Origin of the sequence: Pedobacter sp. SYSU D00535 (assembly GCF_017355855.1) — a bacterium.
GTDB lineage: Bacteria > Bacteroidota > Bacteroidia > Sphingobacteriales > Sphingobacteriaceae > Desertivirga.
The window spans coordinates 754,802-779,713 of sequence record NZ_JAFEWD010000001.1 but is presented as its reverse complement, the minus strand read 5'-3'; the positions used below and the strand labels follow the sequence as shown (position 1 = coordinate 779,713).

Genomic DNA, 24,912 nt, shown 5'->3' with positions numbered 1-24,912 from the left:
GTGAATTAAACAGTTTGTAGTGTTGGTTTCAGTTCGGCATCTAATACGTCTGCCTCTGCTCTAGAAGTTTCTGTCTCGAATGGAATCACGGCGATTATCACTCCGATCACCACTACTGCTATTCCCAGATACAAAAAAGCATCTGCATAAGTGATCGAGGTTGCCTTGAACAGGAATCCTGCGAGCATTGCGCCGATGTTTCCTCCAGCTCCCACAATGCCGCTGACAGAACCGATAGCTTTTTTATTTACAAATGGGACGATTGAGTACGTTCCACCATTTGCCATTTTTAAAAATAAAGCAAAGATCAACATTGCTACAATTGCAGCAGTTAACGATCCGGCTTGGGCGAAATAGGCAATGCCGATCCCTTCCAGTACAAGGAACAGGCCTAGTAATAAACCTTTACCTCTTAAACCGTAGATCTGTCCGACTTTATCGCTGAAGTACCCACCCAGGGCTCTTGCAAAAATATTCATCAGGCCAAAAGAGGCAGCAAGTGCGCCGGCCAGGATTAGCGAAGCGTTATAGTTGTCAACAAAAAACGTTGCAGCAACATTGTCGACGGTTATTTCAATACCGAAACAAGCGGCGTAGGCAAATGCCAGCGCCCAGGTCCGGTAGTCTTTCATCGCCAAAGTGAAAGTGCCTTTGGTTTTGACCTTTTTTGCTCTGCTGATCTCACGGAAGTTGCCTGCAGGTGTATCCTTTGTGTATTTGAAATAGATGAAAGCCATGACAATCAGGATCACACCCGGAATAATCATGGCGTATCTCCAGGAATCTGCTTCTGTGGAAAAGCCGAGGGAAACAAATACTGACGCTATCAAAGGCATCGCGAGGTTGGTAACCCCGCCGCCCAAATTTCCCCAGCCGCCCGATACAGCATTGGCTGTGCCGATGACATTTGGGGCAAACATCATGGAAGTGTGAAACTGGGTAATCACGAATGAAGCTCCGATAATCCCGATCATGAACCGGAACAAGAGAAAGCTCTCGTAGCTATTGCTTAAGCCTATCCCAATTACAGGAATCGAGCCGACGAGTAGCAAAATGGTATATGAAAGGCGTGGGCCCAGGCTATCACATAGTTTTCCAATTACCAATCGTGCGATGATTGTTGCTGAAACAGAAGCGATGATAATGTTTCCTACTTGCTCTTTGTTCAGCCCAAGTTGTTCTCTCACAACCGGCATCAGCGGCGCAATCCCAAACCAACCAAAAAAACAGAAGAAGAATGTAACCCAGGTGATGTGAAACGTTCTCATCTGTATACCTTTTGCACTGAAGATGTTTAATTTCGATAGTGGCTTATTCATTACCTTTCGTATTTGTATATGTTATTAATGGATGTCGTGGATGGAAAATTTGTCGATCAGTAAGCTTAAGAGGCGGTCGTGGATTTTCATGTATTCCGGATCGTGAACGATATCCTTTTTGTTTCTTGGTCGTTCAAGGTGAACGTCTACAATTTCTTTGATGGTGGCCGCCGGGCCGTTGTTCAACACTACAACTCTGTCCGACAGGAATATTGCTTCTTCAATATCATGAGTCACCATTACAATTGTCTTTTGGCGGTTATCCAGGTTCCAGAGCTTGAGAAGTTCTACATGCATGGAGCTTTTCGTTAGCGCATCCAACGCGCCAAAAGGCTCGTCGAGTAGTAGAATACTAGGGTTGATGGCGAAGGCCCGGGCGATGGCGACACGCTGTTTCATTCCGCCGGAGAGCTGCCCCGGAAGTTTGTCTTTGTGACTCCAGAGGTTCACCATCTTTAAATTTTGCTCAACTAGTTCTTTTTTTTTAGAGGTAGATTTTCCTTTGATGGCAGAGTCGACTGCCTCGTAAATATTTTGAAAAACCGTGAGCCAGGGGAGGAGCGAGTAGTTTTGGAACACAATGCCGCGGTCAGGACCAGGACCTGTTACCCGGTTTCCGTTCGCGGTGACCGTCCCCGTAGTGGGTTTTACCATTCCGCTTATTGTTCCCATTAAGGTTGATTTTCCACAGCCGGAGTGGCCAATCAGAGAAATAATCTCTCCTTTTTTAACTTTTAGACTGATTTCTTTTACCGCAGTATAAATGCCTTTACCCTTGGAGGAAGGAAAGCTGACGGTAACATTGTCAACATCGATACTTAATGGAGTATTTAATGCTTCTGCGATAACTGATTCTGCGAAGCTTTTTTCTGTGGGAGTGTGTATTTCAACTGTTTCCATCTCAATCAAATTTTAAGTGTTACGTTTTAGATAGCGTAGGTGAATTTCTTTTGGATCACTGCGAAGATCTTGTCGAGCAGCAGTCCCATGATTCCGATGATCAGAATGGCGGAAATAACTTTCTCGAGGCTGAGTGCATTCCAGCTATCCCATACAAAAAATCCTATTCCAACTCCTCCTGACAGCATTTCAGCCGCTACAATTACCAGCCAGGCAACACTAATGCTGAGACGCAGTCCCGTGATAATTAGTGGAAGACTGGCAGGTAATAAAATTTTGGTGATGTATTTCCAGGTGGAGAATCCGAAGGCTTTGCCCACGTTCTTATGGTCCTGAGGAACAGATGCTACTCCAAGAGCAGTATTGATCAGGGTAGGCCAAAGTGAGGTGATGATGATAACGAACAGGGTTGCTTTATCGGATACTTTCATCATGGCAAGTCCAAGTGGAAACCAGGCCAGAGGTGATACTGGCTTTAACACCTGGATCACCGGGTTGAGGATGTTGAACACGATGCGGTTTGAACCGATAAGGAACCCGACCGGTACTGCTATCAATGTCCCGATGCCGAAACCAACGAATACTCTTTTTAACGATGCAAGTAGTTGGATGCCTATTCCTTTGTCGTTAGGTCCTGCATCGTAAAAGGGTCGGGACCACATTTCAAAAAAGACAGCCATGGTAGCGAAAGGGGAGGGAAGCTCCCCCTTCGTACTTAGACTTGCTAATTCCCAACCGGCAAACAATATTGCGAATCCTGCAATAAAATATGCTACTGATAATAGATTCTTATTCATGGGTATCGGATTTTTTTCTTTATTTCTTTGCAGCAGCGAGGTATCCGTTAACGTTGTTCGGGTCAAATACCGCTTTATCGATGGTAATGGTAAAAGGCTTCATGTCGTCGTCCGGAACGGTAAGCTTTATTTCGTCTGCCACTTCTTTGAACAGATCGGTCATTACTATTTTATCAGTCACTGCCTTATAGTCAGCGGGAGGGGTAGAAAGCATACCGAATCTCACAAACTGCGTCATAAACCAGATGCCGTAGGACTTGCGAGGTGCGTTTGTCATCCCCTCGTTGTAAAATTTCATGTAGTCGGTGTATTTCCTGTCTCCGAATTTGCATCCCACGTTATTCGTGCCCATCAAGCGAGCTTCGATCACTTCTGCAGGGGCGTTAACGTATTGTGTGTGCGATAAGATCTGAGCTGCCTTTTTCCGGTTTGGCAGGCTGTCGAGCCAGATAGAGGCCTCGATCACTGCCTTCATTATTTTCTTAAGATCTTCTTTACTTGCATTGCTAAATGCTTCATTTACCACAAGTGCTTTTTCCGGATGGTTCTGCCAGATCTCCTGCGAAGCGATGTGCGTAAATCCGATTTTCTCTTTTACCGCTACGCCGTTCCAAGGTTCTCCAACACAATAGCCATCCATATTATCCACCTTCATATTGGCCACCATTTGAGGAGGAGGAATGGTTTTGATACCTACAGCTTTTTGGTCGATGCCGGTTGCTGCCATCCAGTAGCGCAACCAGATATCGTGGGTTCCACCAGGAAAAGTCATCGCAAACTGCAACTGCTTTTGTGCGTTCAACTTTGAGACGGCACCTTGTACTTTTGCTACTTCATTGGATCCGAGGAGATCGCAAAATTTATTTGAAAGGGTGATTCCCTGACCATTATTATTAAGAATCATTGCAATCTTCATCACACTTCCCGACTTTCCACCAACACCTGTGTACACAGAGAACGGCATGCTGAACAGGCAGTGTGCACCCTGCAATTCTCCGGTTAACAGCTTGTCCCGAACATTTGCCCAAGATGCTTCCTTGGACAACTCTACGTTTACACCATATTTTTCGAACAAACCCAGTTCTTTTGCCATCACTAAGGAAGCACAGTCGGTGAGGGGAATAAAACCTAGCCTAATCGGTTCTGCGCTGCTGGATGAATCACTGCCAGAAGAGGCAGTTTTTTCGGTGGTACCGCAAGAGGTAATCAAAGCAATGGCTGCTAAAAGGATTACTGCGGATTTAATTTTGTTTTTCGTTGAGTTGAAAAGTTTCATATCGGGTGGGTTTTAGATTATTTTGAAAGGAAGTCGGGTTTGATGTTTATTTGAAGATAAGCCCAGGTATTGTTTAGCTTGGTGGAGTTCGGGGTTACGCCTTTTGCATATTCCATGCTTCTGGTTGCAGCCAGATAAGCCAGACCTAATTCTACTGCGGTGATCTTGTTGAGTGTGTAGGAATTGATAAAGTCGATCTCACTACCCAGATAGGCTTTCAAAGGATTTCCCGCTGCATCTAGTCTGTCATTCGCAAAGGCGAAATAATGGTAGTCCAGATTGGAAACAAAGCGCTTGTTTTTGCTGCTGTACTTGATCTTTGCAAAAGGGTTACTAAGTCCGCCTACAGGCGCTCCTGTTCCCGCATAGAAGTAATCCATCAGCCCCCAGAACTTATGCGGCGTCCCGTAAAGGGGATCAAACCGGCGGTTCTCAGTAGTGGGTGTGGAAGCATCGTTGCCCGATAGATAATCAAGTCCGATACTGTAGTTGAAAAGTGCTCTGTTGTATCCTATAGAAAAGGTAGCCATGTAGGCACTCAGATCGAGTCCGTCGCGGTCTTTTCCACCTTGGTAGTAGGCACTTGCGTTTAACATCCATTGTGTTTTGCTACCAATTGGAGCCGTGAGAAATAAACCTGTTGTAAATCGATTATTAGTGCCTTTTTGATTGAATCTTCTGCCGTAAACATAGGCCGCGTCTGAACCAGCGCTATTTGCTACCGAGTCTAATCTGTACTTGGCGAATTGATCCATGAAAAACAATCCGGAAAGTTTCAGCTTATTAAAGCCTTTGGCCACGTATAGATACTCGAAGCTCTTGTAATTCTGGGTGGCTGCATTGGTAGATATGGGGCCATTAAAAGCGGGGCTTCCATTTTTTGAACTCAATCCGCTGGCATTTACAAGGGGAATGAGTCCAGTCGGCGTGTTAACCAAATTGCCCTTGCTGTCTTTGACGGTAGCGTTGATGTTTGCCGGAGTATAATACGTGCCGTTGTAGTTGAATGCGTCGGTGTTTTGATTGAAAGCTGCTCCTAAATCTATTTGCCACCCCTTTTGCACTAATTTCAGAATAACCGCGTCATGCCGGCGACCTTGCTGCAGCCAGTCCAGGTTGCCTAGAAGGCGGGCGTCATCATACACAATTTCCTGCCTACCAAGTTTTGTACTTAAAAATTCAAAAGGAGAGCTCTTGAAGGTTGAGTCTTTTTTGTTTGATAGGATAACGTCTGCCCAAGCTTCGTGGACCGTGAGTCTGTTCCCGTCGGCCATACTGATGGTCGAAGCATCCTGTCCCCACACTCTTACATCTTGAATCGATGCTCTAAAGTTCAATCTTGTCCACTTGTAGTTGAAGTTAAGGCGGGTTCGTTGCGAAATGAAAGCAGCGGCATCGTAAGTGACAGGCCTGAGGGTTCCTGTGCCGTTTCTAACTTCCCCACGACCACGAAGTTGTCCGTCGATTGCAACCTGGCCAAGTGTTGTAGATGAAATAGTGAGCAGTAGCGACATCCCGCTCACAACTTTCACTTTGGATTTGTGAGTGATAAGTTTTTTGTACATTTGAATGGTTTTTAAGTTTGTTAAAGCACTTGAAACTTTATGCCCCGGCTGGACTGCGACCTCCATTCGGGGTTTTTTATGGTTTTTAAGTTTTTCTACCTCAAATTCTTCTCCTTTTTATCATTTTTAGTATCGTTTTTGATTTTTCTGCTTGTTTTTCTCTTTTTGAATGTGATAAAGTTATTGTAATTAATACTTAATGTCAATTTTATCACGAGAAAAAGTGAATTAATATGATTTATTTAATGAAAATGGCTGCAAATTTTGATTTTAATAAAGATATAATTGCTAGATAGCTTCATTTTGACACTTCTTTAATAGGAAATAGTGTTATTTTTTTGGTGTCTGAAGAAAGTTGTAAGAAATTTTAGCTGTTTTTATTCGGATTGAGGCCGATTTTTTGAAGTTTTACTTCGTTTTTTTAAGGTTCATGGCTTTATTTTGCTTGTCATTGTCGTCTTTGCTTTATTTTAATGTATTTTTAGGCGATTTTTTTTGTTGCACATCGTTTTGTTTCCCTCGTTTTTCTCTTTTGTTGTTTCGCGTTTATTTAAAAAATAAGAATGTTGCTATGAAGAGGAGTAAAAGTCAATGTGATCTTAATCGATGTTTTCTGTGTAAATCATGTTTAAGAGAGTGGCATCCGGCGCTGAGTTTGCATCGGGTAAATTATAATGTAAAAAAGGGAGAAGTCATATTTCGGGAGGGAGAACCGGTAACCGGGGTTTATTTTGTCCACGAGGGAAGTGTGAAAGTTCACAAAAAATGGGGGCCAGAGAAAGAGCTGATCATTCGCTTTGCGCAGGAGGGTGCGATTGTCGGTCATCGCGGGCTTGGTACAAATCTATATTACCCGGTTTCCGGTACAGCACTAGAGAATGGTGTAGTGTGTTTTATTCCGATAGATTTTTTTGAAGCGACTCTAAAAGTGAATCACGAACTTACTTATAAGCTAATGATGTTTTTTGCTGATGAACTGCAGGAGTCTGAAAGGAAGATGCGTAATTTAGCTCATATGCCGGTGAAGGGTAGGGTAGCTCAGGCGTTGCTAACGCTAAAAGAAAAGTTTGGGCTTACCGATGATGGGTTTATAGGCCTTGAGCTGACCCGGCAGGATCTTGCTTCTTACGCCGGGGCTACTTATGAAACTGTATTTCGTACTATAAATGAATTGCTTGGGGAGAAGGCCATTGAGACAAGAGGTAAAGATATTAAAATCATCGACGAGAATAGGCTGTTGATGTTGACCCAGGATGTTGACTTTTCTATCGCTGATACTCCTGTTCCTGTTTTCTAATTAGTGGAGAGGATAGTATTCGACGAGCATCCCGGATTCAAGTTCGGGATGTTTTTTTGAATGACAGGCCAAAGCTTCAGCGCCGATGCCTAGCCGGATGTCTCCCGATCCATTAATCTCTGTTGGTGTTAAGCGTGACGGAAATCCCTTGATTTTTGCTGGAAAAAATTCATCTAAATTAGATTTCCTTTTGCGCTGACCCTCAAATGGAAGAATTCGAGTATTTAAGGGCTCGAGGCCGAAAGACGACCGGAGGTAGGGTTCAATCAGTAACTTGAAATTCACTAAGCAGGAGAAAGGGTTTCCCGGTAGTGCGAAGACAATTCCGCCATGGGGAAGCAGTCCGCACCAAACCGGCTTTCCAGGCTTTATCGCTACCTTATGAAACAGTTTTTGGACTCCCAGCGCTGTTAATGCATCAGGAACAAAATCTGCGTCGCCCGCAGATACTCCCCCGCACATAATAATGATATCAAAATTAATGGCAGTAGCGATAGTTTCTTTTAGGGCGCTCATTTCGTCAGCGATATGTTGAATCTTTTGCGGCTTTATCAACCAAGTCTTCAACAATGATTTTATCAGCCATTGATTGCTGTTCCGGATTTCGACAGGGCTTAACTCTGAGTCTATGGGTTTGACCTCGTCGCCTGTGGTAAATAGGGCAACTCTGGGGAGTTTTGCTACTCTTATAGACGATTTTCCTAAGGTGGCCAGCGTGCTTATTACTGCGGGATTGCAAATTGTGCCAGCAGTTATGGCGAGAGCACCCGCTGTTAAATCTTCCCCCTGTCTGGCTATATTTTGAAAAGGGACAACTTGTGTCAAGTTGAAACTTACCTCTTGTACGTTCTTTTCCAAGGCATCCTCCCGGCGGATTACGAGGTCTGCAGATTCAGGAACAGATGCGCCAGTCATTATTTTATAAGCATTCCCCGAGGAAAGGGAAGTTTTTGCTTGTTCTCCCGCAAAAATTAGCTCCTGTATCCCGAATTTCCGTTTGCCTGCTACCCAGTCAGAGTATTTGATCGCGAAGCCGTCCATTGCTGCGCGATTGAAGGGTGGGTAATTTCGATCAGCAAAAACATCTTCCGCCAGAACACGACCGTCTGCATCTTCCAGATTAATAGTTTCGCTCCCAAAAGAACGGGCTTTAGATATTACGGTCTCTTGTGCTTCGTGGAAGTCGGTCACTGTTTGTTTCTTTTAAGATAATTTGTTTCAATGTCCCCCGCCTTTCATCATCTTCCGGGCGTGAAAAACTGCAGGAAGGATGGCTTCGAGCGACTCACGTGCTCCGTCAGTGCTTCCCGGAAGGGTGACAATAAGACTTTGAGCAATAGATCCCGCAACGCCACGGCTCATCATCGCTAAAGGGGTACGCATTTGTCCGAAATTCCGCATGGCCTCCGTGATTCCATCCGCGTCACGTTCCAAAATTTCCTTTACAGCACCAACTGTGTTGTCGCGGGGACCTAGTCCCGTGCCGCCCGTTGTGAAAATAAAATGTACATCCTCAGTAACCCATTCTTTGATTTGTGATTGGATTTGTTCTTTATCGTCAGGTAGGATTTTGTAGTATTTAACCTCGGCCTTGATGTTTTCGAGCATTTGTTTGATCAGTTGTCCGCTCCGATCTTCCCTTTTTCCCTCGGCGCAAGAGTCAGAACAAACAAGCACAGCGCAAACAGGGGAGGTGCTGAAGTATTTTTTTCGATCGCTCTTACCGCCTTTTTTTTCTAAAAGTCGAATATGTCCAATTTCGAGTGTGGTGTCGACGGGTTTAAGCATGTCGTAGATCTCCAGAGCAGCTACGCTTACTGCCGTAAGCATTTCCATTTCAATCCCGGTTCTGCCTATAGATTTGGCTTCGCCTGAAATTACGATCCCAATTCGAGAAAAAACAGCATCAGGAAAAAGTTCTGCGTGCTTTTCCTGGCTTAGAAAATCAAAGCTAATCTCCATGCCATCAATGGTAACCGGATGGCAATGAGGAAGTAGTTGAGGGGTAAGTTTAGCACCAATAAACCCTGCTGCCCGCGCTACATCAAACAAGTTTCCTTTCGGTAAGCCATTGTTCTTGATCCTCTCAATTGTTTCGGCAGAGCAAAAAATGATTCCCGTAGCTTTTGCCGTCCGCAGCGTTATTTGTTTGTGTGCGATATCCCTCATGGATTCTAATTTCTTTCTTTACGCAAAGATATAACTGAAAATTGCTTTTGCTTTTGTTGCTGGTCTTTTGTTAGTGCCTTTCTAAAAACAAAAATCCCGGCATTGCTGCCGGGAAACGATATTTAACAACAGCAACTTTTTTTTAAGTTGTTGATCTTATCCCCACGTAGACTTTATCGCCGATTACTTTAACGGGGTAGGTCTTTATTTCATATTCTTCGTCTCCGCTTAGACATTCGCCGGTAACTAAAGAAAACGTTTTCTTGTGAAAGGGGCAGGCCACTTTAGGTTCGCAAGTATCTCCAGTGCTGCCAATCATGCCTCTTGATAAAACCATTTGCTGTTTATGAGGGCATAGGTTTTGAGTGGCGAACCACTCGTTTCTTCTGCTGAAATTGAAAATTGCTATCTGTTCATCTTCGTGTTTTATACACGCACCTCCGTTCTCAGGAACATCAAGGGTGCTGCATGCTAATATCCACTTCAGATCTGTTGCTAATTCTATTTCCATCACCAAATTTTTTTAAGGGTTAAACTGAGGTTCAAAATACTTTTACCATTCTTTAGCTTTCACTTGTTCACGCATAGGGGCAAACGCTACTGTTGGATCTTTCTCTTCAGGTGCGTTTACAAAATGGCTGAAGCGCTTTCTTAGCTCCGGATTTCTAACAACTTCAGCCCATTCACAGTGGTACGTGTCAATCAAGCCTTGTATTTCTTCTTCCAGTTGTTCGCAAATTCCGAGACTATCGTTAATGATCACGTTTTTAAGGTAGCTCATTCCGCCTTCCATTTTGTTCAGCCAGGTTGCTGTTCTCGCCAGCGGGTCTGCTGTTTTGATGTAGAACATCAGGAACCTGTCCAGGTATTTTATGCAGGTTTCTTTGTCGATGTCTGCGGCAAGTAGCTGGGCGTGTTGTGGCTTTGATCCTCCGTTTCCGCAGATGTATAGGTTCCAGCCTTTTTCAGTTGCAATAATCCCGAAATCTTTTGCCTGTGCTTCTGCGCATTCGCGGATGCAGCCACTTACTCCGCCTTTTAGCTTGTGCGGAGAGCGTATTCCCTTGTAGCGGTCTTCCACTTCTATTGCAAAAGATACACTGTCATGTAGGCCAAAGCGGCACCAAGTGCTGCCAACACAGCTTTTAACGGTTCTAAGCGATTTTCCATAAGCATGTCCACTTTCAAATCCAGCGTCGATCAGTTCTTCCCAGATGTTTGGAAGGTCATTGACGTGAGCGCCGAAGAGGTCAATGCGCTGTCCGCCGGTAATTTTGGTGTATAAGTTGTATTTTTTTGCTACCTGTCCAATTACAATCAGTTTTTCAGGGGTAATTTCACCTCCTGGAATGCGTGGTACAACAGAGTAGGTTCCGCCTTTCTGAATGTTGGCCAGGTACCTGTCATTACTGTCCTGAATGGGTTGTTGTTTGACGATCAAATCGTTCCAGAGGCTTGAAAGAATGCTCGCTACTGCTGGCTTGCATACTTCGCAACCATCGCCTCTGCCGTAATGATCCAGGACTTCGTCATAGCTGCGGACATTGTTCATCTTAATCAGATCAAGAAGCTCTTGTCTGGAGTAGTCAAAGTGTTCGCAGAGCACGTTTTTAACGTACATGCCTTGCTCTTTCATTGCTCCGGTGATGATGTCCTTTACCATCGGAATACAGCCGCCACAGCCGGTTCCGGCTTTTGTGCATTTTTTTATCCCATCCAGCGATGTTACACCCTCTTCTTTTACGGAGCAGCAAATGTCTCCTTTCGTTACTGATTCGCAAGAACATATTAAGGCATCGTCGGGCAGGCTCATTACTCCTGCGCCTTCATTTACGGCTCCGCCTCGTGCTCCTAGAATCAGATCTTCCGGATTTGGAGGAAGGGCAAGTTTGTTCTTAACGGTTTGAAGCAGCATATTGTAGTCTGCTGCGTCGCCAATAAGCACGCCGCCAAGTAATTCTTTTCCATCCTTGCTGATGTTGATCCGCTTGTAGATGCCTTTGCTGGTGTCCTCAAGAGCGATTGTCCTGCAGTCAGGTTCGTTGATAAACGGATCTCCGAAGCTTGCGACATCCACACCAATCAGTTTTAGCTTAGTGCTCATATCGAACCCGGTAAACTGCTTGTCGCCGCCGGCGATTTTGCTAATCGCTACTTCGGCCATTTCATATCCTGGTGCTACTAAGCCATAAATCATGCCGCTGTGCAAAGCACATTCCCCGATTGCAAAGATGTTGGCATCAGACGTTTGCATGTGCTCATTTACAACTATGCCGCCCCTTGTTCCAACTTCTAATCCTGCTAACTTAGCGAGTTCGTCCCGTGGGCGAATACCCGCCGATATAACCAGCATGTCTACTGGTAGTGTGGTGTCGTCTGTAAAGTTCAGTGCCTCAATTTTTCCATCTCCCGCGATAAGTGCCGTGCTCTTGTTCAGATGAATTTGGAGCCCAAGCGCTCTTAGTTTCATTTGAAGCATATTGCTTCCGGCCGAATCAATCTGCCTCGGCATTAGCCGGGGTGCGAACTCTATAACGTGAGTTTCCTGAATTCCAAGGTCGAGTAGGGCCTTCGCGGCTTCCAGTCCTAAAAGTCCGCCTCCCATTACGGCTCCATTTTTAGCCTTTTTCGAATAGGCGCTGATCAGTTCCAGGTCTTCGATGGTCCTATAAACAAAGACCCCTTCTTTTTCTACGCCGGGGATATCGGGTACAAATGCAGATGAGCCTGTAGCTAGAATAAGGTAATCGTAGGATTGTGTGATTCCTTTAAGAGAGTGGACTGTTTTGTTATGTCGGTCAATCTCCTGAACCGGATCGTTCAGGTGTAAACTAATCTTTTTGTCTGAGTACCACTCGAGTGTGTTCATCAGTAAGTCATCGCCGGTCTTGCCGTTGAAATACTCACTTAAATGAACGCGATCGTAAGCTGGCCTCGGTTCGTCTCCAAAAACTACTATCTGGTAAGCATCTGTTTTTGCAACAAGTTTCTCACAAAACTTGTAACCAACCATACCATTTCCAATTACTACGATTGTTTCTTTCTCGTTTGTCATGGTTTTAATTTTGTTAAAGCACCTATTTTCTTCTACTCTCCCGGAAATAAGGCTGCGACTTCTTGTTTTTCCGTTTGATTTATAACAAATGTAGTATAAAAGGCTCAAATTATATGATATATATCATATAAAAGTTAGGTGATTTGGTAATTTTTACGAGAAATTAAATTAAATCAGTAAAAAATGGCTGTATTTTGCAATTTTTTATATCTAAATATTGGTTTTGTTGCTATAGTTTTAGTTAGTTCCGCTAGGTTTTGTGTTTTTATCTCGTATTTAGGTGAAATTTTTTGATGGTTTTGTAAAAAAAAAGGAGCATTTGGTTTTTCCCTAATGCTCCTTTTGGTGTTTGGTTTTCGACTATCTCCTTAGTAACACTCTTTTGATTCTTTTCGAGGTGCCTTTCCATAATCCTCCGTCTATCTGGATCCGCCTGTCAGTGGTCCATACTAAAGCCTTGGTGTTGGTTACATAATGTAACTTGCCGAAGCCCTTGTTTCTTAGTTTCAGTGCGAGGTAGCCGTCCTCGTTAGTTCCCGGTGGATGGTTAAAGCTATCTACCTCCAGTCCCTGGTCTCTCCTGAACCCGGAGTTGAAGCCATATACGTTAACAGCTTCATCCTTTATATATTTATTGAGTCTTCGGGTGAAATCTGCAAAGTACTCATAAAAGAAGTAAGTGAATCTCCCCGTGTTTCCGATAGGGATGAAAGAAAATCGGCCATAAGTTATCGCAACGTTGTTGTTAGTAGCCAGAGGCCTGATCATTTCTTCGATCCAGTCGCTTGGGTAGATAGTATCCGCGTCAGCGTTTAGAATGTACTTGCCGCGTGCTTGTGCTAAACCACAGTTTCTAGCGGGAGTAATTCCTTGGGTAGTCTCAAGAATGCAGGAAATGCCGCAAGCCTTAACAAGGGCTTCAGTGTTATCTTTTGAGTTATTGTTGACTACAACTATTTCAACAGACCGTTCTGTTTTATTGTGAGCTAGCGAAGCGAGGGTTTGTACAATGTTTTCTTCTTCGTTATAAGCAGGTATCACGATCGATACTTCAGGTTCTCCCTTCAATAGTTCTCGATAAGCTCTTCGTGTATCTTCAATGAGGGACTGAGTGTCTTTGCTGGGTGACCAAAATTTTAAAATGTGATGGGGTATAGATATAGGCCTCATTCGCTTTGTGTGATATCTAACGTTTAAAAAGTTCTTTTACTGATTTGTTGGAAAACAGTTTCAAATCCTGTGATAATAAGGGCTCTAAGATAGGGGAAATGTTTGAAGAATTAGAGGAGGGGGCTGTTGTAAAGGGAAGTCCTAAAAAATGTGAATATTGTACTTCACGGCTTCCAAATGATCTTCCTCTCGTCCTTCCATGAATAGGACGACCTTGTATTCACTTAAATTGTCATTAAAGCCAAGAAACATTCTACGAAGGCACTTCTCTATTATAGGTGCAAGCTCTAAATAGAGCCTTTCACAGTAATACTCAAACTTATTTTTAATTTCTTTATCATAAAAGTCGTCTCGATTAAAGTCTGACATGTTCACTGTGAGAATGCCCGCGTTGAAGAATCCATTTACTAGTTCACCGCTTATTCCTGGTGACAGCCTCTCAATCCACTCTTCCGAGAGTTCCTCGAAGATAGTATTGTTTAGGTTGTTACTAATAAGTTGGCGGTACAAATTTAGCATAGTGACTCCCGGGTATTTACATCAATATTAATTCCAACTGATCCACTTTGTTGTAAAGCGACTCTGTTCAAATGACCTTTTTTTAGCCGGGCGTGAAGATGTAAAAAAAAAAGTTGTCGCATCAATAAAAATTCAAATTACAGACTCACTGACTAAACGTGTTTATGTTTTACTAAATCGAAAGCGATAATCAGAAGCTGGCTGGTTTTGTTAAATTAACATAGCAGTGGCGAAAATGTTATTAATTTTAGTTCAGCAAAGATGTATAATTGAAAAATCTTAGTTCTGGCTCCGCTTTTTAATTAATAATCAATTCGTTACGATTTCACTCTGGTTTACTGTAACGTTTTTGTTATATCTTGTCCAAGGATTTCCTGCTTCGAATTCCCATCTGCTTAAAGGCGCTAGGAGTGAGACCCGTGATTTTTTTGAATTGGGCTGAAAGGTGCGCTACGCTGCTATATCCTGTTTTGAAAGCAATTTCGCTTAAATTTAATTCGTCATAAATAAGAAGCTCCTTTACACGCTCTATTTTTTGTTCGATGATGAATTTTTCTATTGTGATTCCTTCAACTTCCGAAAAGAGGTTGCTGAGGTAAGAGTAGTCCTTGTTCAGCTGCTGGGATAACATTGCGGAGAACTTCAATTTTTCATCGCCTTCCTGATAGTGTACTTTTTCAATGACAATAGTTTTTATTCTTTCTATCAACTTTTGTTTTTCGTCGTCCAGTACCTCAAAGCCGATGGCCGCCAGATTAGCTTTCAATACAGACTCTTGATCTCGGGTCAAGGGTTGTTCTATTGTCACTTCTCCCAGCTGTACGTTGAGCGGGGTAATGCCGAGGGCATTTAGTTGTTGCTCAACCGCATAAATGCACCGCTGACACACCATACTTTTAATGTAGATTTTCTCCATAGCTGGCTGCAAAATAAAAAAACCAACAAGATCCTTATTCGATATTTAAAATCTTTTTCGCGAGCGCAATCGCCTCCAAATTTCCGGTGTGCTTCCCTGGTTCATCTGATAGCTTAATCACGTTTTGCCACTGCTGGTCCTCTGGCAACGCCTCTGTCATTTTTATTACGATGTTGAGAGGATTGAGGCCTACATCATTTGTCAAATTAGTTCCTATGCCGAAGGACATTCCGATTTTTTTCGCGCAAAACGCCGCGATCTTTTTAACTTTTTCGTAGTTCAGGGCGTCTGAAAAAATAATTGTCTTTGATGATGGATCAATTCCTAGGGAGGAATAATGCTTGATTGTTTTTTGGGCAAATTCTACAGGGTCTCCACTATCGTGACGTACACCGTCAAAAAGCTTAGAAAACTTCTTATCGAATTGTTGAAAAAAGGCCTCTGTAGTATATGTATCAGAAAGGGCAATACCCAAATCGCCCCGGTACACATTGGTCCAGTTTTCGAGAGCAACGGCGTTTGCCATTTTAAAACCGTATTTAGCGGCATGAAACATAAACCATTCGTGTGCATGTGTCCCAATCGGTTTCGTTTTATTCAGAAATGCCAAATACACGTTGCTTGTCCCTACAAAAGTCTTACCTCCGAATTTTTTGAGCGTTTCTACCACCAGGGAGTGTACATGGAAAGAGTGCCGGCGCCTCGTTCCAAAATCTGCAACTGATACTCCCAGCTCCGTGTATTTTTCAATTTTAGCTTTGGTTTTCTCGCTTATCGTTTTATCTGACTCTGGTTGTGCCTGAACAAGTTGGTAGTACAATTCCGAAATTAAGGCCATCAAGGGAACTTCCCATAAAATAGCTCGATACCAATATCCCTCAATCGAAACCTGCAGGTTTTCTTCTGTCTGCCGTATGATAACTTCGTCTGGGTTGTAACAATAACCTTGAAGGAAGTCAAGGTATGTAGGGTCGAGGAAAGGACAGTTCTTAGCGAGGAATTGCTTTTCATCCGTAGTTAGCTTAAGAAGTGACATGTTGTCTACCGCCTCTCTTAAAGCTGCAGCAAACCCTGGAGGAAACCTATGCTTTCCCCGGTTGATAAATTCGTATTTAGCTTTTGCTCTCGGAAAAAGTTTTATTACACCATTCTGCATGGTGAACTTGTAGAAGTCATTATCTAGAAGCGAAGGAAGTTTAATCACGTTAGCTTTTTGCTGATTATAACCGATAAAGATGGATAGGGTTTAGCTTCGCAAAGATTCTTAGCTGCTCAGATATAAAAAAAGACGCTTTCGCGCCTTCTTCTATTAATTGTATAACAAATAATACTACAAACTCTCGCCGTGCTGGCTTATATCCAAACCAAGACGTTCATCTTCCTCTGAAACCCGTAATGGAGTTATCAAGTCAGTAACTTTTAACAATAAAAGGGAACCAAGGAAAGCAAAAATAGAAACGCCAATAAGCGCGACTGTTTGAACGATGAAAAGTTTTGTTTCGCCGTAGTAAAGCCCGTTACCTGTTTCATTTGCTGGATTGATCGCTTGTGATGCAAAAACCCCTGTTAGTAGCATCCCCACCATACCACCAACGCCATGGCACGGAAATACGTCTAGCGTATCATCTATAGAAGTTCTTGTACGCCAATCAACTACCAGGTTACTTACAATCGAGGAGATGATTCCAATTGCTAACGAATGAGGGATGGTGACAAATCCGGCAGCGGGTGTAATAGCTACTAGTCCAACAACTGCGCCGATACAGGTTCCCATTGCTGAGGGTTTACGGCCTTTGAATGCGTCAAAAAATATCCAGGCCAGAGCAGCTGCCGCTGAAGCAGCCATAGTAGTTGAAAGCGCAGTGACTGACAGGCTTCCTACATGGAATGCAGATCCAGCGTTGAAGCCAAACCAGCCGAACCATAAGAGTCCGGTTCCGAGCATAACATAAGTGATTCTTGCAGGATTATGATTGGGTTCGTTTCTGCGTTTCAAATAAAGAGCGGAGGCAAGCGCCGCCCAGCCTGCGGACATATGCACTACTGTTCCGCCTGCAAAATCCAGGACCCCAAGTTCAAATAAGATTCCTTCCGGATGCCAGGTTGCATGGGCTAAAGGGGCGTAAATGAAAATGAAAAACAGGCATATGAAAAAAACGTAGGAGATGAAGCGGATGCGTTCGGCGAATGCACCGGTAATAAGTGCAGGTGTAATAATGGCAAACTTAAGTTGATACATGGCAAAAAGAGCAAGTGGAATTGTTGGCGCCAGTTCCCATGGTTGTCCCTCTAATAAACCTTGCATCATAAAAAAGTCGGCTGGATTGCCGATAATTCCATTTTGGCTCTTGCCAAATACTAAGCCGAAACCGAATACAAACCAAATAACCGTTACCACTGCCATGCAAATAAAGCTTTGGAGCATGGTGGAAATGACATTTTTTTTATTCACCATTCCCCCGTAGAAAAATGCTAAACCTGGGGTCATGATCAAAACCAGGGCTGTAGCAGTAAGCATCCATGCAATATCCGTTGGGTTTAGGTTTGCTGTGTTGTTGATGTTTTTAGGAACCGAAGGGAAAAAGAAGCAGAGAACAGTAAAAAATAGAATAAACAGGAATGGAATCCTGGATAATTTTCTTGCCATAAGTCAATTTTGGTTGTGTTGTTGCGGCAAATATATTCGAAATCTAGTGTAAAATAAATTTTTAGTAACGATTTTTGGAAAACTGTATAAAATTTTACTGTTTTTCTGACATTTTATTCGATTTTTTCTTCTTTCTGACGGTTTTGCTGGATTGCTTTGCCTGGGAAAGGATGAGGTTGGCGAATGAGTGGGTGAAGATCACTCTCATCCGCCCGCCTTTATTCGAAAATAATCGTTTTGTTGCCTGTAACAAAAACGCGATCTTGAAATACAAGTTGAAGTGCCTTGCTTAATACTGACTTCTCAATTTCTTTTCCTGCAATAACCATTTCAGAAACGCCAAAGGTGTGATTTACCGGATTTGTCTGCTGGACAATGATAGGGCCCTCATCCAAATCATTTGTCACAAAGTGAGCGGTTGCGCCTATCAGTTTTACCCCTCTTTCAAAAGCCTGTCTGTAGGGGCTGGCGCCGATAAAGGCCGGAAGAAACGAGTGGTGGATATTAATAATGCGATTTGGAAAGCGGGCTACGAATTCCGGTGAGAGAATACGCATGAATTTAGCAAGTACAATGTAATCAGGGGTGTATGGTTCAATCGAATTGATTAACTCGCTTTCAAACTCTTGTTTCGATTTATTCTCGTGACTTACGTAGTGGAAAGGGATATCAAAACGCTCGGTGAACGAGCGTAATGCTTCATAGTTTCCTGCAATACAACAAACCTTAGCTCCGAGAGTATTAAAGAAATGTCTTACCAGGATATCTGCCAGACAGTGATATTCTTTAGTAACAAGTACCGCAATTCGCTTTTCGGATTTTGGGTTGATAGTAACCTTTGCAAGTGCAGGTAGGCCAGAGGTTAATTCGTGCTGCAGGCTATCTTCGTTAAAGTTTTCTCCGTAACATTCAATTCTGGCAAAAAAGCGATTGGCAGCTTCGTCCACGAATTCCCGCATTGCAACAATATTCAACTGGTGTCTGGCAAGAACTTGCGATATGATAGCTACAAGACCAACTTCATCTTTGCACTCGATTAGAACCAGGGTTTTATTCATGCCCTAAATATAAAAGCTCAATCCGTATTGTCTATAGAAAAGATAAGAATTGAACTGCGTAGAGAAGCATTTAACTTTCGCTTATTGAAAAACAGTTTTCTGAAAGCCGGTGTTAAAAGGGAAACAATTAAAAACACCTTTTATGAAAAAGTTCATTTTTACGCTAATGGCTGCTGTTATGCTGAGCCTTTCATTTTCTGCCTCCGCTGCAGACAAACCGAAGCAGTTAACTGAAGAGCAGACTGCTCAAATTCAGTCCATACAACGTCGTGTTGAAGAAATTAAAGCTATGGATAAATCTCAACTTACGCGTGAACAACGTAAGGAATTGAGAAAAGAGCTTAAAGAAATGAAACAGCAGGCACGTGCCGTAACCGGCGGTGGAGTTTATCTGTCTGTAGGAGCAATTATTATCATCATCCTATTGTTGATCCTGCTTCTGTAATAGTGCATATAATTTAAGTAGCAACAGCGAGGTCATCCCTAATGCAATTACGGCCAGGGATGACCTCTTAAATAATAATAACCATGAGTAGTTCATCAGAGACAACACACGATCATAAAAAAATTCAAGAATGGGCTGAAGCCCGCGGAGGAGTTCCCGCATCTGTGAAAAATACCGGTAGAGGTGACGACGAGGGGGTTCTTCGAATTCATTTTCCTGATCACAGCGATAACGACGATCGTTTTGAGCAAATTGAATGGGAAGACTTTTTTGAAAAATTTGAAGAAAAGAAACTCGATTTTCTATATCAGGATAAAAAAGCTGACGGAGAAGTGAGTACCTTTCACAAATTTGTCGCTCGTCAGGATAAGTAGAATAAAAGGAAGGGGCTCCGTCTTCTTCCTTTCTCTAAATTCCACATCTGGTTTCCCCAACCAGCGTTGCTGTGGTGAATCTAAATAACTACCTTTGCCTGATCATTAATCCTTTCCATGAAGTTAAAACAAGCAGGTTTTGCTGCTATAATTGCGGTTTCTATTGCTGCAATTCTCGCTTTTCTCAATTCATATAATCTTGTGCCCGTTACTCCATCGGTGCTTCTGTTTTCAAGGTGGCTTGCGATAGTTGTGCTTTTGCTTTACGGAATAAAGAAAAACTCCCTGACGTCGTGGATTTTGGTTTCGATGATTGTAGGCGCTGAAATAGGCAATGATTTTCCGGAAGTAGCTAAAAACCTGCAGGTATTAAGTAAGGTCTTTTTGAAAATGATTAAAACTATTGTGGCACCCTTGTTATTTGCTACGCTGGTTTACGGGATTGCAGGACATGCCGATCTGAGGCAGGTGGGGAGAATGGGATGGAAGTCTATCATCTATTTCGAAATTGTCACTACCATTGCTCTTTCTATAGGTCTGGTTGCTATTAATATTTCTCAGGCAGGAGCTGGGATTTCCCTTCCTGCCGGTTTTCATGAAGAGTTGCCCAGTGTTCCTTCACAGTCCTGGAATGACATTATCCTCCATATTTTCCCTGAAAACATTGCTAAATCTATTGCAGAAGGACAGATACTTCAAATCGTAGTGTTCAGCGTGATTTTTGGGGTTGCCCTTGCAATGGTACGAGAGGATAAGCGCGTGCCGATGTTAAATTTCACTGAAAGCCTGGCCGAAGTGATGTTCAAGTTTACCAACATTGTCATGTACTTTGCGCCTATCGGTGTGGGAGCTGCCATTGCAGCAACCGTTGGGCACATGGGGTTAGATATTTTGCTTAATCTGATCAAGTTGCTTATTACATTGTATGTTGCGCTTCTGTTTTTCCTTTTTGGCGTGCTGCTACCAATAGCGCTGTTTGTAGGAGTGCCCATAAAAAAATTCATCCAAGCTGTGTCTGGGCCAGTTTCTATTGCCTTTGCTACCACCAGTTCAGAGGCTGCACTTCCCCGAGCGATGGAGAATATGGAGAAATTGGGTGTTCCACGAAAGATTGTTGCTTTCGTAATGCCCACGGGTTATAGTTTCAACTTAGATGGTACTACTTTGTATTTGTCGCTGGCGGCTATCTTTGTCGCTCAAGCAGCAAAAGTTGATCTTAGTATCGGCGAGCAATTGTTAATTGTCTTTACCTTAATGCTTACAAGCAAAGGAGTGGCTGGCGTACCGCGTGCTTCCCTGGTTATTTTACTGGGGACGGCAAGTTCTTTTGGTTTGCCCGCCTGGCCAATCATGGCAATTCTTGGAATTGATGAGCTAATGGACATGGCAAGAACATCGGTCAACGTTATTGGAAATTGCCTGGCTACCATTGTAATTGCCAAGTGGGAGAAGGAGTATAAACCTGTGGATGATCAGGTTTTTGAATAAGCTCGGACGCTGGATAAGTTATTGTTACCTGTTTATTAATAGTTAAATTAAGATGAGCGATAGATCAAAAAGGATATTTTTGGGTTTAAGTATAGTAGTCCCATTTTTAGTCTACTGTATGTACTACTATGGTATGATGGTGAAAAACGCACCCTACAAGTTTGCTGAATTTGAGTCCTTGACTTTTAAGTATGGCCCAGGCGATAGCTTGGTTAATCAGTATAATTCTAAAACTGGCGAGTTTCAATACTTAAATGACCGCGACTCCCTGGTTAGAACCAATGTGAAGCTAAATAAGGATGACCTTCTTTATCTCCACAGGAAGGCAGCGGATCTTGGGTTTTGGAATTTTCCAGAGAGTATGGAAGGCAATAGGGAGGATGGTTCAGTGGACCCTCGATACTATTTGGAGTTTAAGTATCAGCAGAAAACAAAACACATCGATTTTGACGTGGATTATAATGGAAAACCACAGTTGAAAGACGCTGCAAGGAGATTGATTCAGGAAGTAAACGATCGAATTGCCGAAGCACAAAGTCGTGCCAAAAAATAGCCGAAAAATTAAAAAGGCCTTAAATCGGAATTTAAGGCCTGAGGCGCTAATTTATTAAACATCTTTGTTGTTCAATAATCAACTTGGGTTGATATATCCAACTTTGATGCCTAAACGCTTGTCTCGCTTAAATAGTACAACATTTTCATTAATCTCCCGTTTTTTGCCCTATTTCTTTAGCTTTTTTCTTAAAAAGAAATAAGTTCCAAGTAGGAATTATTCAGGCTATTTCTGCTCTGGGGAAAACTGAGGAATGGGGAGTAGAAATTGAGGCAGGAAATTCTCACCAAACTTTGTAGGCTCCGAAATATCGCTTATAAAATTGCTTGAAATAAGGTAGTCTAGTCAATGGTAACGCTTAGAAAATAGAAAGCGGGGAGATAAAGGGCATAACTAAATCTATAGCTCCTAAAAGGCTGTAATATAGATTCAGAATAAGCTGATCTAGCTGCGACTGCAGATTTCGCAGATACACTGCGTAATCTGCACCTTGCACCCTAGTTAATGCTCAATTGGTCTTCGAGAAAACGGCCTATCTGCTCTACTGGAATCTGAGCTTCAGGATTTACTTGAGTTTCAATAATCCACTTCTTGTTCGCATCCTTCGCGATACAGCAGGTTCCTTTTTTTCTGTTAACATAGAAAATATTATAATCACTGCTTGGCTGCTCAATAAAGTAAGGAACTCCGTTGATATTGACTGTGTATGTTTTCATAGCGTTTGTGTTATTCTGATAAGATCTAATAGTATTACAACAAATAAAAATAATTGTTGTAAAATTTTCATTAAATATAAATAAAGTTTAATGAAATATTAAATAATAGTTACTGATCGTCCTGTACTCGAAGAAGATCATTTTAACTCTAAGACGGCAGATCATATTTTTGTTTTATGAATATGTACATTGACGTGATAGAAAATGCTCGCAAAAGCTTTCTTAAATTGATTGAGGGGCTTTCTATTGAGAGCCTTAATACCGTCCCTCCAAATTTTAATAATAATATTGCATGGCATCTTGGGCACTTGGTGGCGAGTCAACAAGTGCTGTGTTACAAGCTAGGAAATGAACCATTAATAGTTCCTGCCGAAATAGTGGGCCGGTATGGGCGAGGAACAAAGCCAGAAGCAACGGTAACTGAGGAAGAAATTCAAGAACTAAAAGCCTATTTAACAGCGACGATTGAACAGTTGCGGGCCGATCTAAAAAGCGGATTATTTTCAAACTACACCGCCTATACCACCAGTTCAGGCGTTGCCCTAAACAATATTGATGATGCTTTAAAATATGTCTGTATGCACGAAGGATTGCATTTAGGGTATGTGATGGCGCAGAAAAGATTTTTAATGTGACTTTTTTATCCAGACAGTAGAAGCAACCTGCACAATCAAACTATTTAAAATCTTATCGTGTTAAGGCTATAAACACTATACAACATGATAAGAAATATAACATTTTTATTTTTCCTTCTTACAGCATACACGCAAGGTGCATTTAGTCAGACTGATTCCCTTGGACGGAATTGGTCTCCCTATAAAACTAGTCTCAAGGTGGACGGCCCGGCAATAGCAGTTGGGATTGGTTTAAACGTTTTAGGTTTTAAGCTTATCCAAAATAAAGAAGGACTCACAGAGTCGGAACTTGCTCAGATGTCTAAAAATGATGTTCCCGCTTTCGACAGGTTTTCTGCCGGGGATTACTCAGAAAATGCGGACAAGTTGAGTTATTATCCTTTCTATGCTTCTTTTGCCATGCCGGTTGCTTTGCTCTTAAACAGGAATGTTGGGAGTAAAGCTGGTCAAGTGATGGCCTTATACCTGGAAACAATGGCTGTAACAGGAGCAATGTACACTATCACGGCGGGGGCTGTAAACAGGAGTCGACCTTTTACCTATGGTACTGCGGCGCCTTTGGGGGAAAGGACAAAGAAAGGTGCGCAACGATCCTTTTTTGCAGGGCATACTGCGGCAACAGCTTCAGCAACCTTTTTTGCGGCGAAAGTGTTCAGTGATTTTAATCCTGAATCAAAAGCGAAACCTTATGTATGGGCTGCGGCAGCCCTGGTACCAGCAACAGTCGGTTACTACCGCTTGAGGGCCGGCATGCATTTCTTGAGCGATAACCTGATTGGTTATGCAGTTGGCGCAGGTGCGGGAATTTTGGTGCCGCATCTTCATAAAAAGGCAAACAATAACTTAAGCGTAGTTCCCTTCGGTGGGGCAAGTTACAGTGGCTTACAGCTTTCTTACACCTTTTAGTGCTGCAAATCCTTAAAGGCGAACAAGTATTGCTCCTGGCCCTTTATATTGTTTTCATGCCGGTGTAGAAGCGCCGGCTTTTATCGTTTTTTCCCTTTATTTTCCTCCCTGAAAGTAGTCGGAATAGCTACTGCGTATTTTTCCCTCCCTAAAAACAGGTATTTACCCTTATCTCCGTCAATGCATAAAATTTTGATATTTGGCTGAGCTGAATTTTTTCAGGACAAGTAAGATTACAGGAATTGATAAAGGTATTTTTAGCAGAGGATCACAACATTGTACGAAACGGAATAAAGTCGCTGATTGAGAAGGAAAATGAAATTGTAGTTGTAGATGAAGCAGTGAATGGCATAGAGGCAATACAAAAACTAGCCAATGGAGTGGATGCACAGATCCTTTTAACCGATCTGAATATGAACGGACTTAACGGACTCGGTTTACTGGAGGAGATAAAAAGGAATAATCCACAGTTGAAGGTGCTTTTTCTTTCGATGGTAGATAACGAACAGTATCTGTTGGAAGCTATGCGCGCTGGAGCTGCGGGATATCTTTTGAAAAATATTAGCCGGGACGAGCTCCTTTTTGCGATTAAGCACGTGGCTGCGGGCTCGAAGTACATTTGTTCAGAAATGAGTGTAAAACTCTTGAATAAAGCTGCTTTTTCTGCGCCCAATACCGGTTCAGGTATTGAGCTTTCCCGACGGGAAAAAGAGGTGCTCCTTCTTATTGCCGAGGGTTTTACCAATAACGAAATTGCCGAGAAGCTTTTCACGAGTCGCCGGACGGTGGAAGGTCACCGTCAAAATTTGCTTGAAAAAACCGGAACGCGAAATACTGCTGCCCTGATCCGATTTGCCGTTCAGAGCGGATTAGTCGCTTAAGCAACACCTTAGTAGGAGAGAAAGCCGTATTTCCCGAACCTAAAACCAGTATTTCTTCAGATTTTTTTGTTCTCAGTGGGAACTAAATTTGCTTTTGTTGTAGCAACATCAGCTTATGAAAAGACTTCTGACTCCTTATCTACTACAATTTTTGAAACAGAGGGGGTATAAGTTTCTCCTTTCCAAGACCACATCTGTTTTTTCGTCAAAGACCCTTGTTGTCCTC

General features: G+C 42.7%; 24 protein-coding genes. 8 read left to right on the top strand and 16 right to left on the bottom strand.

The window, feature by feature from the left end:
- Positions 1-5 precede the first annotated feature (5 nt).
- From J4N23_RS03170 to J4N23_RS03150, 5 genes are read right to left on the bottom strand one after another with little or no spacing between them, the layout of a single operon-like run.
- Positions 6-1,319, bottom strand: coding sequence for an MFS transporter (locus J4N23_RS03170; protein WP_207425547.1), 1,314 nt, complete (start codon positions 1,317-1,319; stop codon positions 6-8).
- Between the two features lie 24 nt (positions 1,320-1,343).
- Positions 1,344-2,219, bottom strand: a complete 876-nt coding sequence (locus J4N23_RS03165) for an ABC transporter ATP-binding protein (protein ID WP_207425546.1) — start codon at positions 2,217-2,219, stop codon at positions 1,344-1,346.
- Positions 2,220-2,245: 26 nt separating this feature from the next.
- Positions 2,246-3,016, bottom strand: a complete 771-nt coding sequence (gene ntrB, locus J4N23_RS03160; RefSeq protein WP_207425545.1) for a nitrate ABC transporter permease — start codon at positions 3,014-3,016, stop codon at positions 2,246-2,248.
- Between the two features lie 19 nt (positions 3,017-3,035).
- Positions 3,036-4,292: a CmpA/NrtA family ABC transporter substrate-binding protein gene (locus tag J4N23_RS03155; RefSeq protein WP_207425544.1), complete on the bottom strand. Its 1,257-nt coding sequence runs from the start codon at positions 4,290-4,292 to the stop codon at positions 3,036-3,038.
- Between the two features lie 17 nt (positions 4,293-4,309).
- Positions 4,310-5,857: an alginate export family protein gene (locus tag J4N23_RS03150; RefSeq protein ID WP_207425543.1), complete on the bottom strand. Its 1,548-nt coding sequence runs from the start codon at positions 5,855-5,857 to the stop codon at positions 4,310-4,312.
- Positions 5,858-6,428: 571 nt separating this feature from the next.
- Here J4N23_RS03150 and J4N23_RS03145 point away from each other — a divergent pair.
- Positions 6,429-7,154, top strand: coding sequence for a Crp/Fnr family transcriptional regulator (locus J4N23_RS03145; protein ID WP_207425542.1), 726 nt, complete (start codon positions 6,429-6,431; stop codon positions 7,152-7,154).
- Here J4N23_RS03145 and J4N23_RS21180 read toward each other — a convergent pair whose 3' ends face one another.
- The 10 genes from J4N23_RS21180 to purU all read right to left on the bottom strand — a co-directional run bounded on the left by J4N23_RS21180 (position 7,155) and on the right by purU (position 18,688).
- Positions 7,155-8,345: a molybdopterin molybdotransferase MoeA gene (locus tag J4N23_RS21180; RefSeq protein WP_207425541.1), complete on the bottom strand. Its 1,191-nt coding sequence runs from the start codon at positions 8,343-8,345 to the stop codon at positions 7,155-7,157.
- 27 nt (positions 8,346-8,372) lie between these two features.
- Positions 8,373-9,323 carry a bifunctional molybdenum cofactor biosynthesis protein MoaC/MoaB gene (gene moaCB, locus J4N23_RS03135; protein WP_207425540.1) on the bottom strand — a complete coding sequence of 317 codons (951 nt, stop codon included), beginning with the start codon at positions 9,321-9,323 and terminating at the stop codon, positions 8,373-8,375.
- A gap of 142 nt (positions 9,324-9,465) precedes the next feature.
- Positions 9,466-9,834, bottom strand: a complete 369-nt coding sequence (nirD, locus tag J4N23_RS03130; RefSeq protein WP_207425539.1) for a nitrite reductase small subunit NirD — start codon at positions 9,832-9,834, stop codon at positions 9,466-9,468.
- 42 nt (positions 9,835-9,876) lie between these two features.
- The gene (gene nirB / locus J4N23_RS03125) at positions 9,877-12,378 is read right to left on the bottom strand and encodes a nitrite reductase large subunit NirB (protein WP_207425538.1); all 2,502 of its coding nucleotides are present in this window, start codon (positions 12,376-12,378) and stop codon (positions 9,877-9,879) included.
- 360 nt (positions 12,379-12,738) lie between these two features.
- Complete coding sequence (locus J4N23_RS03120) at positions 12,739-13,548, bottom strand: glycosyltransferase family 2 protein (RefSeq protein ID WP_207425537.1); 810 nt, start codon at positions 13,546-13,548, stop codon at positions 12,739-12,741.
- A gap of 141 nt (positions 13,549-13,689) precedes the next feature.
- Positions 13,690-14,067, bottom strand: a complete 378-nt coding sequence (locus J4N23_RS03115) for a hypothetical protein (protein WP_207425536.1) — start codon at positions 14,065-14,067, stop codon at positions 13,690-13,692.
- A gap of 352 nt (positions 14,068-14,419) precedes the next feature.
- The gene (locus J4N23_RS03110) at positions 14,420-14,983 is read right to left on the bottom strand and encodes an AraC family transcriptional regulator (RefSeq protein WP_207425535.1); all 564 of its coding nucleotides are present in this window, start codon (positions 14,981-14,983) and stop codon (positions 14,420-14,422) included.
- 34 nt (positions 14,984-15,017) lie between these two features.
- Positions 15,018-16,187, bottom strand: coding sequence for a nicotinate phosphoribosyltransferase (gene pncB, locus J4N23_RS03105; protein ID WP_207425534.1), 1,170 nt, complete (start codon positions 16,185-16,187; stop codon positions 15,018-15,020).
- Positions 16,188-16,313: 126 nt separating this feature from the next.
- Positions 16,314-17,630 (bottom strand): ammonium transporter, encoded by a 1,317-nt coding sequence (locus J4N23_RS03100; RefSeq protein WP_207425533.1) that lies wholly within the window; start codon positions 17,628-17,630, stop codon positions 16,314-16,316.
- A 218-nt stretch (positions 17,631-17,848) separates the two neighbouring features.
- Positions 17,849-18,688 (bottom strand): formyltetrahydrofolate deformylase, encoded by an 840-nt coding sequence (purU, locus tag J4N23_RS03095; RefSeq protein WP_207425532.1) that lies wholly within the window; start codon positions 18,686-18,688, stop codon positions 17,849-17,851.
- Positions 18,689-18,830: 142 nt separating this feature from the next.
- Between purU and J4N23_RS03090 the strand changes: the two genes are divergently transcribed.
- The 4 genes from J4N23_RS03090 to J4N23_RS03075 all read left to right on the top strand — a co-directional run bounded on the left by J4N23_RS03090 (position 18,831) and on the right by J4N23_RS03075 (position 21,548).
- The gene (locus J4N23_RS03090) at positions 18,831-19,133 is read left to right on the top strand and encodes a hypothetical protein (RefSeq protein WP_207425531.1); all 303 of its coding nucleotides are present in this window, start codon (positions 18,831-18,833) and stop codon (positions 19,131-19,133) included.
- Between the two features lie 83 nt (positions 19,134-19,216).
- A complete protein-coding gene (locus J4N23_RS03085; protein WP_207425530.1) occupies positions 19,217-19,507 on the top strand; it encodes a hypothetical protein in 291 nt (96 codons plus the stop codon).
- A gap of 117 nt (positions 19,508-19,624) precedes the next feature.
- Positions 19,625-20,995, top strand: a complete 1,371-nt coding sequence (locus J4N23_RS03080; protein ID WP_207425529.1) for a dicarboxylate/amino acid:cation symporter — start codon at positions 19,625-19,627, stop codon at positions 20,993-20,995.
- Between the two features lie 52 nt (positions 20,996-21,047).
- Positions 21,048-21,548 carry a hypothetical protein gene (locus tag J4N23_RS03075; RefSeq protein WP_207425528.1) on the top strand — a complete coding sequence of 167 codons (501 nt, stop codon included), beginning with the start codon at positions 21,048-21,050 and terminating at the stop codon, positions 21,546-21,548.
- A 497-nt stretch (positions 21,549-22,045) separates the two neighbouring features.
- Here the strand turns inward: J4N23_RS03075 and J4N23_RS03070 are convergent, their stop codons facing one another.
- Positions 22,046-22,264, bottom strand: coding sequence for a hypothetical protein (locus J4N23_RS03070; RefSeq protein ID WP_207425527.1), 219 nt, complete (start codon positions 22,262-22,264; stop codon positions 22,046-22,048).
- A 176-nt stretch (positions 22,265-22,440) separates the two neighbouring features.
- On the opposite strand from J4N23_RS03070, the gene J4N23_RS03065 reads away from it, so the two are divergent.
- From J4N23_RS03065 to J4N23_RS03055, 3 genes are all read left to right on the top strand, one after another.
- The gene (locus J4N23_RS03065) at positions 22,441-22,899 is read left to right on the top strand and encodes a DinB family protein (protein WP_207425526.1); all 459 of its coding nucleotides are present in this window, start codon (positions 22,441-22,443) and stop codon (positions 22,897-22,899) included.
- A gap of 84 nt (positions 22,900-22,983) precedes the next feature.
- Entirely contained in the window at positions 22,984-23,805 is an 822-nt protein-coding gene (locus J4N23_RS03060; protein ID WP_207425525.1) for a phosphatase PAP2 family protein, read from the top strand.
- Positions 23,806-24,047: 242 nt separating this feature from the next.
- On the top strand, positions 24,048-24,686 hold the full coding sequence (locus J4N23_RS03055) for a response regulator transcription factor (RefSeq protein ID WP_207425524.1): 639 nt from the start codon (positions 24,048-24,050) through the stop codon (positions 24,684-24,686).
- Positions 24,687-24,912 lie beyond the last annotated feature (226 nt).

Bases quoted from the DNA above. Each gene is read 5' to 3' on its own strand.
- J4N23_RS03170 (WP_207425547.1), bottom strand. From the start codon at position 1,319: ATGAATAAGCCACTATCGAAATTAAACATCTTCAGTGCAAAAGGTATA.
- J4N23_RS03165 (WP_207425546.1), bottom strand. From the start codon at position 2,219: ATGGAAACAGTTGAAATACACACTCCCACAGAAAAAAGCTTCGCAGAA.
- ntrB (WP_207425545.1), bottom strand. From the start codon at position 3,016: ATGAATAAGAATCTATTATCAGTAGCATATTTTATTGCAGGATTCGCA.
- J4N23_RS03155 (WP_207425544.1), bottom strand. From the start codon at position 4,292: ATGAAACTTTTCAACTCAACGAAAAACAAAATTAAATCCGCAGTAATC.
- J4N23_RS03150 (WP_207425543.1), bottom strand. From the start codon at position 5,857: ATGTACAAAAAACTTATCACTCACAAATCCAAAGTGAAAGTTGTGAGC.
- J4N23_RS03145 (WP_207425542.1), top strand. From the start codon at position 6,429: ATGAAGAGGAGTAAAAGTCAATGTGATCTTAATCGATGTTTTCTGTGT.
- moaCB (WP_207425540.1), bottom strand. From the start codon at position 9,323: ATGAGGGATATCGCACACAAACAAATAACGCTGCGGACGGCAAAAGCT.
- nirD (WP_207425539.1), bottom strand. From the start codon at position 9,834: ATGGAAATAGAATTAGCAACAGATCTGAAGTGGATATTAGCATGCAGC.
- nirB (WP_207425538.1), bottom strand. From the start codon at position 12,378: ATGACAAACGAGAAAGAAACAATCGTAGTAATTGGAAATGGTATGGTT.
- J4N23_RS03120 (WP_207425537.1), bottom strand. From the start codon at position 13,548: ATGAGGCCTATATCTATACCCCATCACATTTTAAAATTTTGGTCACCC.
- J4N23_RS03115 (WP_207425536.1), bottom strand. From the start codon at position 14,067: ATGCTAAATTTGTACCGCCAACTTATTAGTAACAACCTAAACAATACT.
- J4N23_RS03110 (WP_207425535.1), bottom strand. From the start codon at position 14,983: ATGGAGAAAATCTACATTAAAAGTATGGTGTGTCAGCGGTGCATTTAT.
- J4N23_RS03100 (WP_207425533.1), bottom strand. From the start codon at position 17,630: ATGGCAAGAAAATTATCCAGGATTCCATTCCTGTTTATTCTATTTTTT.
- purU (WP_207425532.1), bottom strand. From the start codon at position 18,688: ATGAATAAAACCCTGGTTCTAATCGAGTGCAAAGATGAAGTTGGTCTT.
- J4N23_RS03090 (WP_207425531.1), top strand. From the start codon at position 18,831: ATGAAAAAGTTCATTTTTACGCTAATGGCTGCTGTTATGCTGAGCCTT.
- J4N23_RS03085 (WP_207425530.1), top strand. From the start codon at position 19,217: ATGAGTAGTTCATCAGAGACAACACACGATCATAAAAAAATTCAAGAA.
- J4N23_RS03080 (WP_207425529.1), top strand. From the start codon at position 19,625: ATGAAGTTAAAACAAGCAGGTTTTGCTGCTATAATTGCGGTTTCTATT.
- J4N23_RS03075 (WP_207425528.1), top strand. From the start codon at position 21,048: ATGAGCGATAGATCAAAAAGGATATTTTTGGGTTTAAGTATAGTAGTC.
- J4N23_RS03070 (WP_207425527.1), bottom strand. From the start codon at position 22,264: ATGAAAACATACACAGTCAATATCAACGGAGTTCCTTACTTTATTGAG.
- J4N23_RS03065 (WP_207425526.1), top strand. From the start codon at position 22,441: ATGAATATGTACATTGACGTGATAGAAAATGCTCGCAAAAGCTTTCTT.
- J4N23_RS03060 (WP_207425525.1), top strand. From the start codon at position 22,984: ATGATAAGAAATATAACATTTTTATTTTTCCTTCTTACAGCATACACG.